The following is a 15,891-nucleotide window of genomic DNA, read 5'->3' on the forward strand; positions in this document are numbered from 1 at the left end:
ATCTTGCCGTATAAATTTTTAATCATATTTTATATTTAGTTTCTTTACGACTTTATCGCCGATATAAAGCGCATCTGACTCCACATCCTTTGACACCAACGATCTTGCTCCTATCACGCTATTTTCACCTATTGTAACTCCCATTAAAACAAGGCAATCACTAGCGATCCAAGCATTTTTTTTGATAATAACCGGCGCTTTAACGTGAATTCTTGGAAATTTCTTATAATCAAGCTGAGTAGAGTAAATCTTGGCAAAACTGGAAAGAGTTACAAAATCCTCCAATATTACCTTATCTCTACAATTTATAAAAACTCCCTCGTTTATTTTGACATTATTACCAATGATTAAATTTTTAGGATCGCCTAAAACCTTAAACCAGCCAAAAGCTTTTGATTTTTTACCTATACTAGCACCTAATATTTTAAGTTTTAAAAATTGAAGTTGATAAAAAAACATAGATATTTTTTCATAATTTTTATATAGCACCCATAATCTCCTTGAGGCTTTCATAAACCTCCTGTGCGGTTATTCTCTCCATCAAATAACCGTAGTCCTTATGCTTTGAATATGTATTGTCTACATCAAACTCCACTTTCAAAAACCTATGCAGATGAGTATCAAAATCTGGCATAAGACAACGAGGATCGGTAACTCCAAAAAGAGCTACAAAAGGCGTTTTTAATGCTGCGGCAACGTGAAGAGGACCTGTATCTGTAGTAATTAGAGCATCAAGCCTGCCTATAAGAGCAGCCGCCTCGCTTATACTAAATTTACCTGCTAAATTCATTACTCTATCGCTATTTAAAAGCATTTCGAGTTCTTTTGTCATATCCCTTTCTTTAGGACTTCCTGTTAAAACTATACGTATATTCTCATGTTTTAAAAGTAGTCCTGCTAGCTCTTGCCAGCGATTAATAAGCCATAGTTTAGATTTTACACTGGCTCCCATTTGAAAACCTACTATTTTTTCGCCTTTTTTACGATTTAAAACTCTATCCACGTTCTCAAAGCCACTATCTTGTAAAAATAACTCCATACGAGTATCAAAGCTATTGATACCTACAAATTTAAGCTGTTCTAGCCTATTTAGCACCACATATCTAGGTTCTCCGTAAGGAGTCGGCGGATTGGAGTGAAATTTATTAAAATCGTTTTTAAGATTAGGAAGTTTAAAAATATATTTTGCTCCGCTTAAAACTGCAAGCGGAGTCGCTTGAGGTTCGTTTGAATGAAGCAAAAACGCTATATCTATCTGCTTTGTTTTTAAAATTTTTGCAACAGATAAGAAATTTTTCCATCGTCCATTAAATAGTACAATCTCGTCCAAAAATGGATTATTTTTAAATAGATCTGCATTAGATGGATTTAGAATGGCTATTACTTTCACATTTGGAAAATTTTGTTTAAAGACCCTAAAAACCGGAGTGCTAAAAAGAGTATCGCCAATAGCTGTATTGCTAAAAAAACATACCGTTTTAAATGGCTCATCCACTAAAGCACTCTTCTTTATCCCTTTTTCGCTAAGTATAAATTTAATAATTCTCTCATAAATTTTCATATAATTTTTCAGTATCCTTTACCATCTTTTCTATAGAGAAATTTTGCTCCACATACTCTCTTGCGTTTTTGCCAAGCCTAACTCTTAGATTCTTATCTTCTATCAAGGTTTTTAAGGCTTCTTTTAGACTCTCTTTGTCTTCACTTTTAAATATAAGACCGGTATTTTTATCGCTTATCGCCTCTATTATACCGCCTGCATCGCTTCCTATGCAAGGCACCGCGCAACTACTGGCTTCCAATATAGCGGTTCCTAAGGCCTCCATCTTAGAAGGCAAAACAAATATATCAAAACTAGGCAAAATTTCGCTTACATCACTTCTATTTCCCAGCATAAAGATATTTTGCCTATCTTTTATTATAGCCTTTAAATTCTCCTCTCCAGGTCCGTCTCCGACGATAACTAAAGCCGAGTTTTTTAAATTTAATTCACTAAAAGCCTCTATTAAGAGTTTGTGATTTTTCGCCCCTCTTAATACTGCAACTATGCCTACCACAACGCATTCTGCCGGTAATTTTAGCTCTTTTTTTATATCTTTTTTAAAATTTGGATTATACTTATTTGTATCAACTCCGGTATAGATCACATCTATTAGGCTCTCTTTAACACCCTTTCTTATAAGGCTATCCTTGGTTGCCTTAGATACAGCCACAACTTTTGTGCTGATATTATAACTAAAGGGTGAGCTTATAGGAGTTTGAAGATGCCTTGTGCGAACTACTTTTTTCCCGGTTAATTTACCTACTATTGCACCGATATTTCCGTCTTTTCCCGAGTGAGTAGAGATAATATCTATATGATTTTTTTTCACAAAACGGCAAATTTTAAAAATTTCAAAAATATTGTATATCTTTTTTAGATTAAACTTTACAAACTCGCAATATATCTCTTTTTCAAAGCTCTTTGAACCCTCATTTAGTCCGTAAAATACTTTAAATTTTGTCTTGTCAAGCCCATTGATCACACGCTGTGTGCGATGCTCCTGCCCACCAAAACCAAGAGAGCTTTCAAGCTCTAAAATATTTATCATCTATAATACCTTTACGATATGCTATTGCACAAATCATACCAAAAAGCAGATAGAAAAATTTAGCTTCACTATCTCCAAAAAAACTTCCGAAACAAAGACTTGCGACAAAGCCCAATCCCCCAAAAAACGAGAAAAATCCAAATATTTTAAATCTGCTATCATTGCTATTTAATAGCATAATAGATATTTTAAAATAGTAAAACCAAAGAGCTAAAAATAACAAAAGCCCAAATATACCGAGTGAAAAAAAGATACCTATAAACTCGTTATGCACCTGAGAATATACCACAAATGGCCTGTTTTGCTCATCCATAAGCCTAACTATGCTTTTACCATATAAAGATCTTCCGTATCCGGTCGGAATAAATGGCTCATCGATTCTATATAAAATAGCCGATTTCCACATAGATAACCTTGTGGCGATAGAGTAATCAAGCCCATGCTGTTCATAATCTCTCATCTTAGCCGGAGTCTCCTTTAAAAGACTCATATACTCATTTACATGAGTTAAATTATATCTACTTGAAAAATTATCTGAAAATTTATAAAAACTCACCGCAGATAGTGCTAAAATGATGAAAAATATAGCCCTTGCCACTCTTTTTTTAGGCATAACCGTAAATAAAAATACAAAAATTAAAATCACACCTACATATGTGGCTCTGGTTTGATTGGCAATTATGTTTATAAGCGCTAAAAATAGTACTAGAATCGCAAATTTTCTATCCGAAAAATACCAAAGAGATAGAGCAAAGGCAAGAAAAAATGTAACCCAAATCCCAAACCTCTCTCCCGCTCCTCCTCCTTGCTCAAGCGCACCGTCCAATAGTCCTCCCATTCTCGTGTTAACGCTAAATTCAAATCCAAAATGATGCCATATATATATATTAATAAGCATATGAACGAAGATTGAGATATATATCAAACGCATATAAAATTCAAGCAAGTGCTCTGGTAAAGATTTAAAATATAAAAAAACAAACAGCATGACAATTATATTTTTAAGCAGCTCAGAGTTAATCTCCTTAAAACTTTGCCCTATATCTACCGAGTAAAACAATGAAAGATAAGAAAGTAGCAGCAAACCAATAAGTATGATTAAAATATTTTTTATAGCCAAAATATCTTTAAAAACAAAGTTTTTGTAATCGTTAAATAGAACAAGAAACGCGAAAAGACCTAAAGAGATCGACTGAACCGCCGTCACATGGCTTATAGGCAAAACAAAAATGTATATGCCAAAAAATAAAATCTTGCTATAATCAACTAAATTTAGATATTTGCTCATAAATATCTTCGAGTTTTACATTTTCAGCCAAGCCGCTATTATCTTGCAAAACATACACATCATCACCCCACGGCTTCCAGCGAGTCAAGTTTGTTTTCCCAAATATAACAAAAGTTTTCAGCCCAAGAGCCGGACCTAAATGCGCCACTCCACCATCTAATGTGAGTAAAAATTTGGCTTTGCAAAGGTAGTTTGCAAGCTCATCCATACTTGAAGTTTGCAGATAATCAACTCCAGATAACCTAGAAGCTCTCTCGCCAAATTCAACATTTTCACTACTTAATACCACATCGGCAAATTTTTCTTTTAAAAATTTAGCAATTTGTTCTATCTTGCTGATACTTAACTGATTTTCACTAATCCTACTAGAGATATGAAAAAATACAAAATCTTTAAATTTATCACTTACATTTTTTGGTAAAAACAATGTCTTTTCGCTATTGTAATAGGCCCCAAGAGGCGCTAAACAGTCAAAGCAGAGCATAACCTCATGCGGAATATGACCAAATTTGATCTTATCGGTTATAAATTTTTTAGGATATTTATAATCTACCCCAATCACTCTTTTAGCCCTTGCTGCTCTAGCAAAAATTGAGGCAGACGGTGAATACGAGCTTCTAAATATCACTACCGCATCATAATTTTGGCGGTAAATTTGAAATAAAATTTTGCATTTTCCAAGAAATGCCCAAATTTTATCCTTCCATCTCTTTTTATGCTTTGGCTTTGTATAAATATAAATTTTATTCAAAAATGGATTTTTAATCACAACGCAAGCATTTAGACTATTTACAACTATATCGATTTTAGCATCCTCAAATTTATGCCTTAATGCCTCAATAGCCGGAGTAGTACAAATTAAATCGCCGATATTATCATTTCTGATTAGTAAAATTTTCATAATGGCGCAATTATAACCAATCTTTTATTAATTTTTTTATAGAATGTTTTTATGAGAAAAATAACATTTTTAAGAATGAATCCAAAGGCGATAGGAGGAGCGGAAATTTATCTATCTCGCCTTATAGGCGCACTTGAGGAAAACGGTATAAAATGCGAAATAAAAAGCCTCAAAACACCTAAATTTTTTAGCTCCTGGATAAAAGCTCTTATTTATAACTTTCAGGTTTGCGCAAGCAAAAATGATGATTTTTACTTCTCTCTCGAAAGAGTAAAATGTGCAGACATCTACCGCGCCGGAGACGGGGTACACAAAGTCTATATGCAAGAGAAAAAAAGCAAGTTTAATCCGCTAAATTTAGTCTATTGCTACCTTGAGCGACACTGTTTTGAAAACTCAAAAAAAATCATCGCGAACTCAAATTTTATCAAAAAACAGATCATTGAAACTTACGGAATAAGTGATGAAAAAATTGAAGTTATATATAATGGTATTAAAATTCAAGATGATTTTAATAAGCTTGAAGCCAAAAATGCGCTTAACATAGAGTTTGGTATAAGAGCCGATGTGCCACTTATTTTGTTTGTAGGAAGCGGGTTTGAAAGAAAAGGAGTTAGGGAGCTTTTGCACTTGTTATCAAAATTAAAGGGTAAATTTCATGCTTTAATCGTCGGTAAAGATAAGAAAATCCATACTTATCAAAAGCTCGTAAAATCTCTAAATTTGGAGTATAAAGTGCAGTTTTTGGGAGCAAGAAACGATACTTGGAAATTTTACAAAGCAAGTGATATTTTTATATTTCCAACAAGATATGAACCATTTTCAAATGTCGTTTTAGAAGCGCTTAGCTTTAAAAACGCAGTCATTACTACCGCTCAAAACGGAGCTAGCGAAATAATTCCAAAAGAGTTTGTAATGAGCCATTCGGGAGATGAATCTATCTTAAATATAATTGAAAAACTGCTTAGTGATTCTAAAATTTTATCATCAACGCAAGCGACAAACTTCGAGCTTGCTAAAAATTTCAGCATAGAAAAAAATGCCTCAAAAACGCTGGAGATAATAAATGCGTATCTTCATTGAGCTTCCGACCTGGCTTGGTGATGCAATTATGGCAACGCCTGCGATTGAGAGCATAGTACTTAAATTTCCAAAGGCTAAATTTACATTTTTTGGCTCTTTTGCGGCAACAGAGCTCATAAAAAACCATCCAAATTGCGAGCAAGTACTGATTGATGACAGCAAAAAGGATAAAAGTCGCTTTCTAAATATCTTTAAAACCGCAAAAAATTTAGGCAAATTTGATATTGCAATTAGCTTTAGGAGCAGCTTTACAAGTAGATTTTTAATGTTTTTTTTGAACGCAAAACGAAAATTTAAATTTAAAAAGATAAAAAGCAGGGCTCATCAAGTAAAAAAATATCAAAATTTCATACAACAATCACTCAAATTAGACATTATCTATGATGAATTAAAATTAGACTTTAAGCCTTTTAAATTTGAGAAAAAGAGTATAGGACTAAATCCCGGAGCAAGCTATGGAAGTGCCAAAAGATGGTATCCGGAGTACTTTGCAGAGGTTGCCAAGGAGTTTAGCAGTGAGTTTAAAATAGTGATTTTTGGCTCAAAAAGCGAAACTGAGATTTGCAATAAGATTGAGGCAATTTTAACACAAGAAAATATAGAGTGTGAAAATTTAGCCGGAAAAACCGACATAAAAGAGCTTTGCGAAAAAATCGGCGGAATAGATATTTTTATCACAAACGATAGTGGTCCTATGCATATAGCGGCTGCTTACAAAGTGCCTACTATAGCAATTTTTGGACCAACTAAATTCAAAGAAACCAGCCCCTGGCATAACGACAAATCACATATCCTACATCTAACTCTAAAGTGTGCTCCCTGCATGAAGCGAATATGTCCTATTGGCACACACGAATGCATGAAAGAGCTAAAACCTCAGATGGTTATAGAGGCTATAAGGAAAAATTTTAAAGAAATTTTAGACAAGAGAGCGTCTATATAGTAAAAAATAATCAGGCGCTCTTTTAAAACTCTAAAATGAGTCATCTATAGCTTGGCAGATAGTATGTCCTACCAAGATATGCATCTCTTGAATTCTAGGCGTGTCGCTTGATGGCATAACCAAATTTAGATCACACATTTCATTCATCGCGCCGCCGTCTTTGCCGCTAAGCCCGAGCGTTTTAATTCCCATATCGCGAGCCATTTTAAGCGCTCTTATGACATTTGGACTATTTCCGCTGGTTGATATAGCTATAAGCAGATCGCCGCTTCGTCCGATAGCTTCAAGTTGGCGTGAGAAAACAAACTCATATCCGTAGTCGTTTCCTATCGCTGTTAAAGCCGAAGTATCGGTAGTTAGCGCTATACCTGCTAACGCACCGCGCTCTTTTTTATATCTTCCGCTAAGTTCGGCTGCTATGTGTTGCGAGTCAGCAGCGCTTCCTCCGTTTCCGCAGAGCATTATTTTGCCGCTGTTTTTAAGCGTGCTAACAGCCATTTCGCACGCTTTTTTTATCTCGTCCTGAAGTCCAAAAATAGCCTCTGCCGTCTTTTTGTGGGCTTCAAGTTCATTTTTTATCATCTCATTTATCTGCATTTTGTATCCTATTTATCAAATTTGTAGTGCTTCTGCCCTCCACAAACTCAACCAATCTTACGTCGCTTACGACTTCGCTTCCAACGACCTCTTTACCCGCGTAGTCAGCACCTTTTACTAAGATATCAGGCTTTAAAGCCTTTATCAGATCAAGTGGGGTTAGCTCATCAAAAATCACTACATAATCAACCGAGCCAAGCGCTGCAAGCACTGACGCTCTATCAAATTCGCTATTTACCGGACGGCTTTGTCCCTTTAGCTCTCGAACCGATCTATCCGAATTTAGTCCCAGAACCAAAATATCACCAAATTCCCTAGCCTTAGCAAGATACTTCACATGCCCCGCATGCAAAATATCAAAGCAGCCATTTGTAAAAACAAGCTTTTTTTCGCCTCTATTTTTAAGCAGCTCGCATAGCTCATCTACTTTTTTTATCTTGCTTTCAAAGCTAAGCGACCCACGACTTCTAATGAGTTCATTTATCTCTTCAAAACTTGCCGTAGCGGAGCCAACCTTCGCCACCACAACCGCAGCTGCTAAATTTGCAGTCTCTATCGCTTTTTCGATACTTTCTTTAAGTCCAAGCATATAGCCAAGTGTCGCTAGCACCGTATCTCCTGCGCCTGTGACGTCAAAGACTTCTTTTGCAAGAGCTGGAAATTTTACTGATTTATCATCTTTTAAAAGCGCGATCCCCTCTTCTGAGATGGTTATAAGCGAGTGAGTCAAATTTAGCTCGTTTTTTAGCTTTTTTAACGCATTTTCAAGCTCTGCGTCACTATTTATACTAAATCCAACCGCTTCGCTAGCCTCTTTTTTATTTGGCGTTAGAAGCGTTGCACCTGCGTATTTTGAGTAGTCTTTGCCTTTTGGATCGATTAGCACGGGTTTATTTTTTAAATTTGCTTCATTTATGAGCTTTGCGCAAACTTTCGGAGTTAGCACGCCCTTGCCGTAATCAGAAAGCAAAACCACATCATAGCTATCTAGCGCCGCGCCAAATTCTCTCACAAGTTCATCTTCGCAAGCGATATTTTCGATGCTTTCTTTATCTATCCTAACTACTTGCTGATGAGTTGCCATGACACGGCTTTTTATCGAGCTTGTTCGCCCATCTTCAAATTTTATAAACTCTGGCTTTGCTCCAAAATCCTTGATGATCTTAGCTATCTCTTTGCCCACTTCATCATTACCCACAGCGCTTATCACACCCACTTTAGCGCCCAAAGAGAGCAAATTTAGCACTACGTTTCCGGCTCCACCAAGCCTTTTAGTCTCATTTTTTATCTTTACAACCTGCACGGGGGCTTCAGGAGAAATTCTGTCGCAACTTCCCCAGATATAGTGATCAAGCATCAGATCACCAACGACTAAAGCACGAACTTCACGCATTTAGCTCTTCCTTAAAGATCCTTTTTATCTCAGGGATGTAGTCTTTTATCCCCTCTTCCAAGCTCCACTGCGGCTCATATTTAAGAGCGGCTTTGGTAGGCTCTATGTCAGCTTCCGTATGAAACTGATATGAGCCGGTATAAGGATTTTTGATGTATTCATTGCCTAAATTTGTGCCAAGCTCTCGCTGCAAAATATCTGCTATATCTTGAAAGCTTCTTGCCTTGCCTGTGGCTGCATTATAAACCCCGCTTGGCGCATTGACAGCTAGCAAATTTGCATTTATGATATCTTTTATATAAACAAAATCCCTTTTTATCTTATCGCTTCCTTCAAACAACTTTGGAGTATTTCCGCTTAAAATTTGAAGCCCAAACTGAAGCACCATAGAAGCGGTTTTGTTCTTAAAAAACTCACCTTTGCCATACACGTTAAAATACCTAAGTCCTACGACATTAACGCCTATTTTTGCGTATTTTTGCCCAAGATGATCCATCTTTAGCTTGCTAAATCCATATACGTTGTTTGGCGATTCGCACTCTCCTACTTTTTGAGGACTTTTAGCATTTCCGTAAGTTGCACCCGAGCTTGCATATATCATCTTAGCGCCTGTTTTAAGGCAAATTTCAAGCAAGTCTTTAAAGCTATTTAAATTTGTACGCATTAACTCGTCTTGCTCTCTAACCGTAGTATCAGAAATCGCCGCTTCGTGATAGATGATATGCGGCTTAAACTGCTCTATCATGCTAAGCGTCTTAGCGCAATTTATATCGCCTTCATAAACTTCACCCTTAAAACCGAGCAAATTTTTAAAGTGTCCAAAGCTCTTTAAATTTCCATTGCTAAATTTCTCATCGCTTCTAAATTTATCAACCACAAGCACTTCGCAACTTGGGCAGTTCTCATCAAAATAATGCGCCAGTGCCGAGCCGATAAAGCCCGCTCCACCTGTTATAACTATCTTTTTATTTTCTATCTTCATATCAAATTTTCCTTTTTCAGCTTTTCAAAAACATCAGCCACACTTTTAAAATTTACGCCGTCAAGCTTGAAATTTGTGCCGACTCCTGCACTTTTTCCGGCCTTGATATCGCTATCTTTATCGCCTATCATTATTGATTTTGCCAGATCTATCTTGAATTCGTTTGCCGCGTCAATTATCATCTTTGGCTTTGGCTTTCTGCACTCACAATCCTCTTCTGGAGTGTGCGGACAAAAGCAAATTTTAGCTATCTCAATGCCGTTTTTTGCAAACTCGCCAAGCATAAATTCACTAAGCTCATTAAACTGCTCAAGTGTATAATAGCCTCTTCCGATTCCTGATTGATTAGTAACGATAATAACGATAAATCCGCTATCTACAAAGCCTTTAACCGCTTTAAAAATCTCATCCTTAAAGATAAAATTTTTAACCTCATAAACATAGCCGAAATCCTCGTTTATAACGCCATCTCTATCTAAAAACAGCGCCTTTTTATAACCCAAACTACTCATAGGCGAATTATACTTAAAATTGCTAAAATTTAAGAAGCGCAACAAATATTTATAAAATATATCCAAACATTAATCTTTTTATATTATAATGCGCCCCGTTATTTTACTAAAGGGGATAAAATGAAAAAACTACTTATCGTTTCAGGTGCTGCGGCACTTCTTGCTTCAAGCCTTTTTGCGGCTGATGGAGCTACGCTTTACAAAAAATGTGTTGCCTGTCACGGCCCAAAAGCTGAGAAATCTTTCTTAAACAAGGTTCCGGTTCTTACAACTCTTTCAAAAGAGGAGATGGTAGAGGCTCTTAAGGCTTACAAAGCCGGCACGTTAAACAAATTTAAATCAGCCGCCATGATGAAACCGATCGTAGCTCCACTAAGCGAAGCTGATATGGAAGCTGTCTCTGAGTATATTACTACTTTAAAATAAACATCTGGGCGGTCTTCCGCCCTATTTTATCAAAAAGCACTTATACTTTATTTTTGAAACTGTATTTTAGATTAAATCAAGAGTATTAATGAAAAGTCTATATATTTTTATAACTATTTGCATTTTACACTCATCTTTATATGCCATAGATGGTAAAGAAATTTATAAAAAATGCATGGGTTGTCACGGGCAAAAAGCCGATTTAAAATATCATCCCAAGGCATCTGCGATTGTAAATATTCCAAAAGAGAGACGTTTAAAGGCACTTGAAGGCTACAAAGATGGTACAATCAATAGATACGGAATGGGTAGCTCGATGAAAGATCAAGTCGTAAATCTGAGTATAGAGGAGCTGATGGCTGTAAACGAATTTATAGATACTCTAAAATAGTCTCTTAACTCCCGTCTTGTAGTCCTATATCATTTACTAATCAAGAACAAAATAATAAGTAATATTTTAGTTTCTTTTTATAATTTATTTTAAGTAAATTTAGAATATAATAACAAATAATTTTTATTAAAGGAAAAAAATGAAAAAGATTATCTTTTTTGTAACCACCCTTGTTTTAGGCTCATCTTTATATGCGACTGACGGTGCCGAAATATATAAAAAATGCAACGCCTGTCATGGTCAATATGCCGAAAAAAAGTATGCAAATAAAGTTCCGCCTCTTGTTTCAGTATCTAAAGAAGATCGCTTAAAAGCACTTGAAGGTTATAAAACAGGTACAGCAAACTTATACGGTATGGGTGCGGTAATGAAGACTCAGATGATAAAATTAAGCATGGATGATATAAAAGCAGTTAATGATTTTATCGAAACTTTAAAATAATCTTATTTTTAAGTTTAACTTGGCAATTTATCAATCGGGCGGTCTATAACTTTTCTTGGCCGCCTCTTTTTGCTTTAACTCCATTTTATAAGCGTCATTTAGCGACTCTTCATCGTCATATTTCGTTCCGTCTAAAAATTTGCGATAGTCCTCAAACTGCTTGGTTTTAAGCCCCCAAAGCAGAGCAAAGAGCCCAAAAGCTCCAAGCAGTGTTGAAATTCCGATCATCAAAGCTATTATACTTATATCCATTTTATTCCTATTTCACTTCAAATTTTGCCTGATTCTCATTGAGTTTAACACGACTACAAGCGAGCTTAATGACATCGAGATAGCAGCTACGACAGGCACCACGTATCCTGCCATCGCAAGCGGGATGGTTAGAGCGTTATAGACAAGCGAGAAAGTTAAATTTTGCTTTATCGCTCTAAAAGTTCGCTTTGATAAGATGATAGCCTCTTTGATAAGCCTTAAATCATCGCTCATCAGCACTACATCGCTTCGCTGCAAGCTCACATCAGCCCCGCTTCCAAGGCAGAGCGCCACATTTGCATGACTTAGTGCAAGAGCGTCGTTTATACCGTCTCCTACCATCACGACCTTTTTGCCGTTTTTAGTAAAATTTTCTATAAAATTTGCCTTATCGGTCGGCAGGCAGTTGGCTTTAAACTCCTTTATGCCAAGCTCGCTTGCTACTTTTTTAGCTACAAATTCATTATCTCCCGTTAGCATTATCACTTCGAATTTAGCCTGCTTTAGCGCCTCTATACACTCGCTTGCACCGGCTCTTATCTTATCGCTTAGCTCAAATTTTGCCGCCGGCTTGCCGTTAATGGCAAAATAATAATTTGTACTTTTACTAACATTATCTAAATTTATGCCAAGTTCTTGCATAAATCTCCCGCTTCCGCCAAAAATTTCGCTTGTGCTAAATTTCGCTCTAGTTCCCTTTGCCTCGATACTTGCGACATCTTGCAAATTATAAATTTTAAGCCCCTCAAATTTAGCTTCCAGATACTCACAAACCCCCTTGCTAACTGGATGAGCGGAGCTTTTTGCAAGCGAATAGAGCAAATTTATATCACACTCCATAAAGCTTTCAAATTTATCCACACAAAGTTTGCCCGTAGTAAGCGTGCCCGTCTTATCAAATACGATTACATCGCACTTTGCAAGGCTTTCAAGCACCTTTGCCTCTTTAAATATCAAGCCTTTTTTAAAGCCCACTCCAAGCCCCACAAGCGTGCTAACCGGCGTTGCAAGACCAAGCGCACACGGACAAGCTATGACGATAACCGAAATTCCCACGATCAAAGCCGCTTCAAAAGAGCCTGCATGCCACAGCCAAAAGCAAAATGTAAGAACACTTAAAAGCATAATGATGCTTGAAAATTTACTTGAAATTTCATTTGCAAGCTTTTCTATGTGCGGCTTTTTGGTAGTTGCCTTTTCAAGCAGATGTATGATCTTGCTAAGCGTTGAGTCGCTAAATTTTGCACTCGCAGCGCACTCCACAAACCCGTCAAGGCATATCGTGCCGCTGCTTAGCGACTCTCCTTGTTCCTTAAAAACCGCCGCACTCTCGCCCGTAAGACTTGAGTAGTCAAAGCTACTCGCTCCGCTTGCGATAACGCCGTCTATGAGAACTCGCTCGCCGGCTCTTATCACGATCACATCATTGATCTCAACATCATTTACATCTTTAAGCTCGGTTTTATCGCCTATTTTCACGCTTACTTTGCTTGCAACCATCGAATTTAGGCTATCAAGCGTATCGCTAGCTCGCTTTTTGCTTAAGACTTCTAAGTATTTACCGATAAAAACAAAGGTGATTATCATCGCAACCGAGTCAAAATAGACTTCGCCATGCCTTGAAAACATCGCATATATCGAAAATATATAAGCCCCAAGCGCGCCTGAGACGATAAGCAAGTCCATATTTTGCGTTTTGTTTTTTATCGCAGCAAGCGCGCCTTTAAAAAAATCGCTTCCCGTATAAAATAGCACAGGCGTTGCCAGCACGAATTCGGCAAAGCTCAAAATAGCCTTTACATCATCTCTAATGCCCGTAAAATAGCCTCCGTATTTAGCCACGCTTAGCCACATTATATTCATCGTGGCAAAAATTCCAACCAAAAGCTTGGCGTAAAACTCGCGCCTTTTATTGCTTATGCGCTCCTCCCCGCGGCTTGGATCATAAGCGTAAGCGTCATAGCCGATAGATCTTATGAGCCTTAAAATTTGAGCCAAATTTATCTCGCTTTCATCCCAAACTATGGTGGCTTTATTATTTAAAGCGTTTATATTTACCTCTAAAATTCCGTTTGTATTAAATAAAACTTTCTCATTTAGCCAGATGCAAGCCGTGCAGTGAATCCCCTCAATTACAAGTGAAATTTTGCTAAATCCATTCTCGTTTTTAACGTAATTTTGATAAGTTAACTGGGTATTTTCATCCTCTTTATCAAGCTCTTTAGCGGGTTTTAAGACATTTTTACCAAGGCGCTTATAAAACTCATCAAGCCCTTTGCTAGTAAGAATTTCAAAGACATTTTTGCAACCGTTGCAGCAAAATTTGTTGCCGCCGGACTCGATCATAACGCTATCTTCAAAGCTTTGGTGGCAATGTGCGCACTTGGTTTTACTCATGAGTTACATTTTTCTTTCAAATTTAAATTTCTAAATTATACAGATAATGTTTTGATTTTAAGGTTAAATCAAATTTGCATATTAAGCCAAATTTTACATGGAATTTATAAAAAAGGTTGTAAATTTTGATAATTTTCATCAAAGGAGCAAATTTGAAAAAGATCCAGACTCAAAATTCAAAAAACAGAAAGGCTCACTACACCCCTGCCATTGAGCATGGCGGCATACTTTACGTCTCGGGACAGCTTAGTATCGACACTACAACCTTGCAGCTTCCAAAAGGCGGAGCTAGAGAGCATGCAAGACAAGCTTTGGCAAATTTGCAAGCCGTTTTAACCCAAGCCGGAGCCAAAAAAGAAAACGTGATCATGTGCCGCGTATATACGCCTGATGTGGCTTTTTGGGACGAGATAGATGATGAGTATGCGAAATTTTTTGGCGAGCACAAGCCTGCGCGCGTGGTCGTGCCAACCTCTGGGCTTCACTTTGGCTGCTTGGTTGAGATAGAGGCGCAAGTAGCGATGATCTAGGCTTAAAATCAAATTTACAAGGAAGAAAAATGGCAAATTTTAGATGTACAAGTTGCGGCGGCGAAGCTCCGCTTGAAAATTTAAGCTTTGAGTGCGAATGCGGCGGACTTTACGAGCTTAAATTTACTCCGCCTAAATTCTCGCTTGATCTTGTTGATAAGAGCGAATTTAGCCTATTTCGCTACCGAGAATTTATGCCTCTTAAAAATGAAATTTGGAGGCAGCTAACGCTTGGCGAGGGCATGACCGCTTGCGTTAAATTTGACGATAAGCTTTATTTTAAGCTTGATTATGCGATGCCTACGCTCTCTTTTAAGGATCGGGGTGCAGCGCTTCTCATCTGGCTTTGTAAGAGCATAGGAGTGAAAAAAGTCCTTCAAGATAGCAGTGGAAATGCCGGAAATTCGGTTGCTGCGTACTGCGCTAGAGCGGGCATTGAGTGTGAAATTTGGGTTAAAAAAGGAACTTCGCAAAAAAAGATAAATATGATAAAAGCCTTTGGCGCAACTGCAAACGTATTTGACGGAACTCGCGACGAAACAGCCGACGCGTGCCGTAAAAAAGCGCGCGATGAAGGCATCTACTACGCAAATCACGTCTATAATCCAATCTTTTATCAAGGCACGAAAACTTATGTGTATGAGATCTACGAACAGCTCGGGCGCGTGCCTGATAACTTCTTCTTGCCTGTTGGAAACGGCACTTTGCTCATAGGCTGCGAGCTTTCACTTACCGAGCTTTTTGAAGCAGGACTCATAAAGAAACTGCCTAAAATTTTTATCGTGCAAAGTGAAAATTGCGCTCCGTTTTTTGGCGCTAAAGATAAACCGCTTGATATAACGGTAAAGCCGACCGAAGCTGAAGGCATAGCCATAGGAAAGCCGATGAGAGGGCATGAAATTTTAGCTAGCAGATATGCAGGCGAGCGAGAGGTGATAACCATACCCGAAAGCGCGATAATCCCTGCAAGAGAGCGTCTAGCACAAAGCGGATTTTACGTAGAGCATACGACGGCTGCGATATATGCTGCGTATGAAGAGTATGCAAAAACTCACGAGATCATAGGCGATAGTATCATCTCACTTTGCGGAGCCGGGCTTAAAAGCGAGCATTAAATTTAAAAAATTTCGCTCGCAAAGCCTCATCTAAAAATAAAATTGAGC

Annotated in this window: 18 protein-coding genes; 7 read left to right on the forward strand and 11 right to left on the reverse strand. The window is 37.5% G+C overall.

Going from position 1 to position 15,891, the window contains the following annotated elements:
• Nucleotides 1–18 precede the first annotated feature (18 nt).
• The 5 genes from CDOMF_RS08280 to CDOMF_RS08300 are packed head-to-tail and all read right to left on the reverse strand — an operon-like array spanning nt 19 to nt 4,780.
• A complete protein-coding gene (locus CDOMF_RS08280; RefSeq protein WP_260951524.1) occupies nt 19–489 on the reverse strand; it encodes an acyltransferase in 471 nt (156 codons plus the stop codon).
• Nucleotides 479–1,561, reverse strand: coding sequence for a glycosyltransferase family 9 protein (locus tag CDOMF_RS08285; RefSeq protein ID WP_260951525.1), 1,083 nt, complete (start codon nt 1,559–1,561; stop codon nt 479–481). The genes CDOMF_RS08280 and CDOMF_RS08285 overlap by 11 nt, the downstream gene beginning before the upstream one ends.
• Nucleotides 1,548–2,591 (reverse strand): glycosyltransferase, encoded by a 1,044-nt coding sequence (locus CDOMF_RS08290; protein WP_260951526.1) that lies wholly within the window; start codon nt 2,589–2,591, stop codon nt 1,548–1,550. The genes CDOMF_RS08285 and CDOMF_RS08290 overlap by 14 nt, the downstream gene beginning before the upstream one ends.
• The gene (locus tag CDOMF_RS08295; protein ID WP_260951527.1) at nt 2,569–3,879 is read right to left on the reverse strand and encodes an O-antigen ligase family protein; all 1,311 of its coding nucleotides are present in this window, start codon (nt 3,877–3,879) and stop codon (nt 2,569–2,571) included. Before CDOMF_RS08295 ends, CDOMF_RS08290 begins: the two co-directional genes overlap by 23 nt.
• A complete protein-coding gene (locus tag CDOMF_RS08300) occupies nt 3,854–4,780 on the reverse strand; it encodes a glycosyltransferase family 9 protein (protein ID WP_260951528.1) in 927 nt (308 codons plus the stop codon). The genes CDOMF_RS08295 and CDOMF_RS08300 overlap by 26 nt, the downstream gene beginning before the upstream one ends.
• Before the next feature lie 51 nt (nt 4,781–4,831).
• Here CDOMF_RS08300 and CDOMF_RS08305 point away from each other — a divergent pair, with 51 nt between their 5' ends.
• Together CDOMF_RS08305 and waaF are read left to right on the forward strand one after the other, a co-directional pair.
• Nucleotides 4,832–5,863 (forward strand): glycosyltransferase family 4 protein, encoded by a 1,032-nt coding sequence (locus CDOMF_RS08305; RefSeq protein WP_260951529.1) that lies wholly within the window; start codon nt 4,832–4,834, stop codon nt 5,861–5,863.
• Nucleotides 5,847–6,806, forward strand: coding sequence for a lipopolysaccharide heptosyltransferase II (waaF, locus tag CDOMF_RS08310; protein ID WP_260951530.1), 960 nt, complete (start codon nt 5,847–5,849; stop codon nt 6,804–6,806). The genes CDOMF_RS08305 and waaF overlap by 17 nt, the downstream gene beginning before the upstream one ends.
• Before the next feature lie 30 nt (nt 6,807–6,836).
• Here the strand turns inward: waaF and gmhA are convergent, their stop codons facing one another.
• The 4 genes from gmhA to CDOMF_RS08330 are packed head-to-tail and all read right to left on the reverse strand — an operon-like array spanning nt 6,837 to nt 10,290.
• A complete protein-coding gene (gene gmhA / locus CDOMF_RS08315; protein ID WP_260951531.1) occupies nt 6,837–7,403 on the reverse strand; it encodes a D-sedoheptulose 7-phosphate isomerase in 567 nt (188 codons plus the stop codon).
• Entirely contained in the window at nt 7,390–8,796 is a 1,407-nt protein-coding gene (rfaE1, locus tag CDOMF_RS08320) for a D-glycero-beta-D-manno-heptose-7-phosphate kinase (protein WP_260951532.1), read from the reverse strand. Before rfaE1 ends, gmhA begins: the two co-directional genes overlap by 14 nt.
• Nucleotides 8,789–9,778, reverse strand: a complete 990-nt coding sequence (gene rfaD, locus CDOMF_RS08325) for an ADP-glyceromanno-heptose 6-epimerase (protein ID WP_260951533.1) — start codon at nt 9,776–9,778, stop codon at nt 8,789–8,791. The genes rfaE1 and rfaD overlap by 8 nt, the downstream gene beginning before the upstream one ends.
• Entirely contained in the window at nt 9,775–10,290 is a 516-nt protein-coding gene (locus CDOMF_RS08330) for a D-glycero-alpha-D-manno-heptose-1,7-bisphosphate 7-phosphatase (RefSeq protein WP_260951534.1), read from the reverse strand. Before CDOMF_RS08330 ends, rfaD begins: the two co-directional genes overlap by 4 nt.
• 120 nt (nt 10,291–10,410) lie before the next feature.
• Here CDOMF_RS08330 and CDOMF_RS08335 point away from each other — a divergent pair, with 120 nt between their 5' ends.
• From CDOMF_RS08335 to CDOMF_RS08345, 3 genes are all read left to right on the forward strand, one after another.
• Nucleotides 10,411–10,716, forward strand: a complete 306-nt coding sequence (locus tag CDOMF_RS08335) for a c-type cytochrome (protein WP_169972928.1) — start codon at nt 10,411–10,413, stop codon at nt 10,714–10,716.
• Nucleotides 10,717–10,804: 88 nt separating this feature from the next.
• Complete coding sequence (locus CDOMF_RS08340; RefSeq protein WP_170019311.1) at nt 10,805–11,107, forward strand: c-type cytochrome; 303 nt, start codon at nt 10,805–10,807, stop codon at nt 11,105–11,107.
• 139 nt (nt 11,108–11,246) lie between these two features.
• Nucleotides 11,247–11,549: a c-type cytochrome gene (locus tag CDOMF_RS08345; RefSeq protein WP_170019310.1), complete on the forward strand. Its 303-nt coding sequence runs from the start codon at nt 11,247–11,249 to the stop codon at nt 11,547–11,549.
• A 30-nt stretch (nt 11,550–11,579) separates the two neighbouring features.
• Here the strand turns inward: CDOMF_RS08345 and ccoS are convergent, their stop codons facing one another.
• Nucleotides 11,580–11,801: a cbb3-type cytochrome oxidase assembly protein CcoS gene (ccoS, locus tag CDOMF_RS08350; protein WP_170019309.1), complete on the reverse strand. Its 222-nt coding sequence runs from the start codon at nt 11,799–11,801 to the stop codon at nt 11,580–11,582.
• 12 nt (nt 11,802–11,813) lie between these two features.
• Nucleotides 11,814–14,198 carry a heavy metal translocating P-type ATPase gene (locus CDOMF_RS08355; RefSeq protein ID WP_260951535.1) on the reverse strand — a complete coding sequence of 795 codons (2,385 nt, stop codon included), beginning with the start codon at nt 14,196–14,198 and terminating at the stop codon, nt 11,814–11,816.
• Nucleotides 14,199–14,350: 152 nt separating this feature from the next.
• Between CDOMF_RS08355 and CDOMF_RS08360 the strand changes: the two genes are divergently transcribed.
• Nucleotides 14,351–14,728 carry a RidA family protein gene (locus CDOMF_RS08360; protein WP_260951536.1) on the forward strand — a complete coding sequence of 126 codons (378 nt, stop codon included), beginning with the start codon at nt 14,351–14,353 and terminating at the stop codon, nt 14,726–14,728.
• A gap of 29 nt (nt 14,729–14,757) precedes the next feature.
• On the forward strand, nt 14,758–15,843 hold the full coding sequence (locus CDOMF_RS08365; protein ID WP_260951537.1) for a threonine synthase: 1,086 nt from the start codon (nt 14,758–14,760) through the stop codon (nt 15,841–15,843).
• Nucleotides 15,844–15,891: the final 48 nt, after the last annotated feature.

Source organism: Campylobacter sp. RM16187, assembly GCF_025319965.1.
Taxonomy (GTDB): Bacteria; Campylobacterota; Campylobacteria; order Campylobacterales; family Campylobacteraceae; genus Campylobacter_A.

Excerpts from the sequence above, each read along its gene's own strand:
- CDOMF_RS08285 (WP_260951525.1), bottom strand. The coding sequence starts at position 1,561 with ATGAAAATTTATGAGAGAATTATTAAATTTATACTTAGCGAAAAAGGG.
- CDOMF_RS08290 (WP_260951526.1), bottom strand. The coding sequence starts at position 2,591 with ATGATAAATATTTTAGAGCTTGAAAGCTCTCTTGGTTTTGGTGGGCAG.
- CDOMF_RS08295 (WP_260951527.1), bottom strand. The coding sequence starts at position 3,879 with ATGAGCAAATATCTAAATTTAGTTGATTATAGCAAGATTTTATTTTTT.
- CDOMF_RS08300 (WP_260951528.1), bottom strand. The coding sequence starts at position 4,780 with ATGAAAATTTTACTAATCAGAAATGATAATATCGGCGATTTAATTTGT.
- CDOMF_RS08305 (WP_260951529.1), top strand. The coding sequence starts at position 4,832 with ATGAGAAAAATAACATTTTTAAGAATGAATCCAAAGGCGATAGGAGGA.
- waaF (WP_260951530.1), top strand. The coding sequence starts at position 5,847 with ATGCGTATCTTCATTGAGCTTCCGACCTGGCTTGGTGATGCAATTATG.
- gmhA (WP_260951531.1), bottom strand. The coding sequence starts at position 7,403 with ATGCAGATAAATGAGATGATAAAAAATGAACTTGAAGCCCACAAAAAG.
- rfaE1 (WP_260951532.1), bottom strand. The coding sequence starts at position 8,796 with ATGCGTGAAGTTCGTGCTTTAGTCGTTGGTGATCTGATGCTTGATCAC.
- rfaD (WP_260951533.1), bottom strand. The coding sequence starts at position 9,778 with ATGAAGATAGAAAATAAAAAGATAGTTATAACAGGTGGAGCGGGCTTT.
- CDOMF_RS08330 (WP_260951534.1), bottom strand. The coding sequence starts at position 10,290 with ATGAGTAGTTTGGGTTATAAAAAGGCGCTGTTTTTAGATAGAGATGGC.
- CDOMF_RS08335 (WP_169972928.1), top strand. The coding sequence starts at position 10,411 with ATGAAAAAACTACTTATCGTTTCAGGTGCTGCGGCACTTCTTGCTTCA.
- CDOMF_RS08340 (WP_170019311.1), top strand. The coding sequence starts at position 10,805 with ATGAAAAGTCTATATATTTTTATAACTATTTGCATTTTACACTCATCT.
- CDOMF_RS08345 (WP_170019310.1), top strand. The coding sequence starts at position 11,247 with ATGAAAAAGATTATCTTTTTTGTAACCACCCTTGTTTTAGGCTCATCT.
- ccoS (WP_170019309.1), bottom strand. The coding sequence starts at position 11,801 with ATGGATATAAGTATAATAGCTTTGATGATCGGAATTTCAACACTGCTT.
- CDOMF_RS08355 (WP_260951535.1), bottom strand. The coding sequence starts at position 14,198 with ATGAGTAAAACCAAGTGCGCACATTGCCACCAAAGCTTTGAAGATAGC.
- CDOMF_RS08365 (WP_260951537.1), top strand. The coding sequence starts at position 14,758 with ATGGCAAATTTTAGATGTACAAGTTGCGGCGGCGAAGCTCCGCTTGAA.